Below are 2,291 nucleotides of genomic sequence, written 5' to 3'. Positions count from 1 at the left end.
GCCCGTGCGGAGTCTCCGGTGACCTGTTCGGCGGTCCGCACGGAGCCGGCACGCCACCGGACGAGGACCGCGCCGCTGAGCGGACGGACTGAGGACACCACCGCCGGGCACCGGGCGGACCAGAACACCGCCGCCCGGGCACCCGGGGTAGCGGCGAAGACACCGCCGCCAGGGCGCCCGGTACCCACGCGCGGGCCCGGCCCGGTGGACCGGGTGCGCGTGGGCGGGGTGCGCGGGATCAGGAGCCGCTGCGGCGGATGCGGGTCAGCGCGAGCAGGACGCCACCACCGAGCAGCAGGGCCGCTCCGACGGCGATGAGCCAGCCGCCACTGAACCCGGTGGAGGCCAGATCGTCACTCTCGCCCGCCGGGGAGACGTCGGTCTCGCTGGTCTCCGGCGTCGAGGTGACGTCCTCGGTGGCGGTCGTGGACTCGGTCTCGCCCGGGGGCGGAGTGGTCTCCGCGCTGCTGGAGGGCTGTTCGGTGGAGGGCTCGGGCTCCTCGGACTCCGACTCCCCCGGCTCCTCGGGCTCGCTCGGCTCGCTCTCGGGCGGCGTCGACGTGGGGCTCGGAGCCTCCTCACCACAGGCGAACCAGTGGCTGATGGTGGGCACGTTGCCGCCGGGGTTGAGCGGGGCGCGCAGGTCCTCCCACGGCGCCGTCGCGGAGAGCCCGTTCTCGCCGGGGACGTAGACGTTGTAGGCGGGGCCGCCCTTGACCACGACGGCGGTCACGGTGAGGTCGTCGGGCACCTCGGTGATGGTCAGGTGGCGGTCCTGGTTCGGCTGGCCGCCCTCGTACACCAGTTCGGGCGTGTTCTCGACCGCCTCGTCGTCGCCGAGGCTGATCAGGATGCCGCCGCCGAACTCCGCACACGTCGTCACGTTGCCGTCGTGCCGCTCCGCGCGTGGGTCCTCCGCGGCCTCCTCCGTCGCGGACGCGGTGGAGGCCCAACCGGTCACCAGACCGATCGCCAGGGCGGAGGCGACGGTCGTACGCAGGCGGGTTCTCGTAGTCAGGGACATGCGGCACTCCGGGGGACGGGATGGTTCGACTGTCGGGGAACGTGATCTTGGCACAGGGCCGGTCGGATCCTATGGCCCCCGCGCGGCCGCGCGGGAGCGTACGCGCGAGTGGTGATCCGATCGAGTCGTATCGGTAACCCCACTCGACGTAATCGCATCCGATTCGCAACATTGGCGCCGCAACCAGCCGCCATCGCGCCAGGCCGCCGCCGCGAACAGGCCGCCGCCGACCGGCGGGGGCCGGGACTCACGCGGGGACGCGGTACAGGTCCGGCTCCAGGTAGATGAGCCGCGCGGCGGGCACCTCGGCACGTACCCGCGCCTCGGCCTCGTCGATCGCGCGGGCCACCAGCTCCATGTCGAGCCCGGGCCGCAGCGCGAGCTTGGCCGCGACCAGCAGTTCGTCCGGCCCGAGGTACTGGGTGCGGATGTGGATGACGCGTTCCACCTCGTCCCCGGCGGTGAGCCGGTCGACGACCGTGGACAGTTCGCGCTGCCCGGAACCCTCCCCGATGAGCAGGCTCTTCATCTCGACGATGAGCACGACCGCGATGACGCCGAGCAGCACACCGATCAGCACCGTCCCGATGCCGTCCCACACCGGGTCACCGGTCACGACCGAGAGCCCGACCCCCAGCAACGCGAAGACGAGCCCGAACAACGCGCCCGCGTCCTCGAGCAACACGACGGGCAGCTCCGGGGTCTTGGATTGCCGCACGAAGGCCCACCAGGACTTGTCGCCCTTGAGCGCGCGCGATTCGACCACCGCCGTGCGGAAGCTGTAGGTCTCCAGCGCGATGGCCACGACCAGGATCACCACGGCCACGACCGGGGACGAGAGCTGGGTTGGGTGGCTGATCTTGTGAATGCCCTCGTAGAGCGCGAACATCGAACCGAGACTGAACAGGATGAGCGCCACGACGAACGAATAGAAGTACCGGTCGCGGCCGTAGCCGAACGGGTGCTCCCGGCTCGCCCGCCGCGTCGCCGTCTTCTTCCCGAGCAGCAGCAATCCCTGGTTCGACGTGTCGGCGACCGAATGCACCGACTCGGCGATCATGGACGACGATCCGGTGATCAGGAACCCGACGAATTTCGCCGCCGCGATCCCCGCGTTGGCGAACAACGCCGCCAGGATCGCCTTGGTTCCTCCGTTCGCGGCCATGCGCTCCCCCTTTCCGTGCGGCGGGCACGACGCGGCCCGCGGTCGGGTGGAGCTTAGAGGCGCCCGGGCAAGGCTCGGCGCGGCCCCGGGCGCGGAGGCGCG

The 2,291-nt window shown here is 71.6% G+C and carries 2 protein-coding genes; both read right to left on the bottom strand.

The window, feature by feature from the left end; genetic code table 11:
- Nucleotides 1–238 precede the first annotated feature (238 nt).
- The gene (locus SACSA_RS0118840; protein ID WP_019819271.1) at nt 239–1,024 is read right to left on the bottom strand and encodes a hypothetical protein; all 786 of its coding nucleotides are present in this window, start codon (nt 1,022–1,024) and stop codon (nt 239–241) included.
- Nucleotides 1,025–1,271: 247 nt separating this feature from the next.
- A complete protein-coding gene (locus SACSA_RS0118835) occupies nt 1,272–2,189 on the bottom strand; it encodes a cation diffusion facilitator family transporter (RefSeq protein WP_019819270.1) in 918 nt (305 codons plus the stop codon).
- Between the last annotated feature and the right edge of the window lie 102 nt (nt 2,190–2,291).

It is taken from the genome of Saccharomonospora saliphila YIM 90502, assembly GCF_000383795.1.
Taxonomy (GTDB): Bacteria; Actinomycetota; Actinomycetes; order Mycobacteriales; family Pseudonocardiaceae; genus Saccharomonospora; species Saccharomonospora saliphila.
The sequence above is the reverse complement of the archived record's forward strand: the minus strand, read 5'-3'. Positions and strand labels throughout refer to the sequence as shown.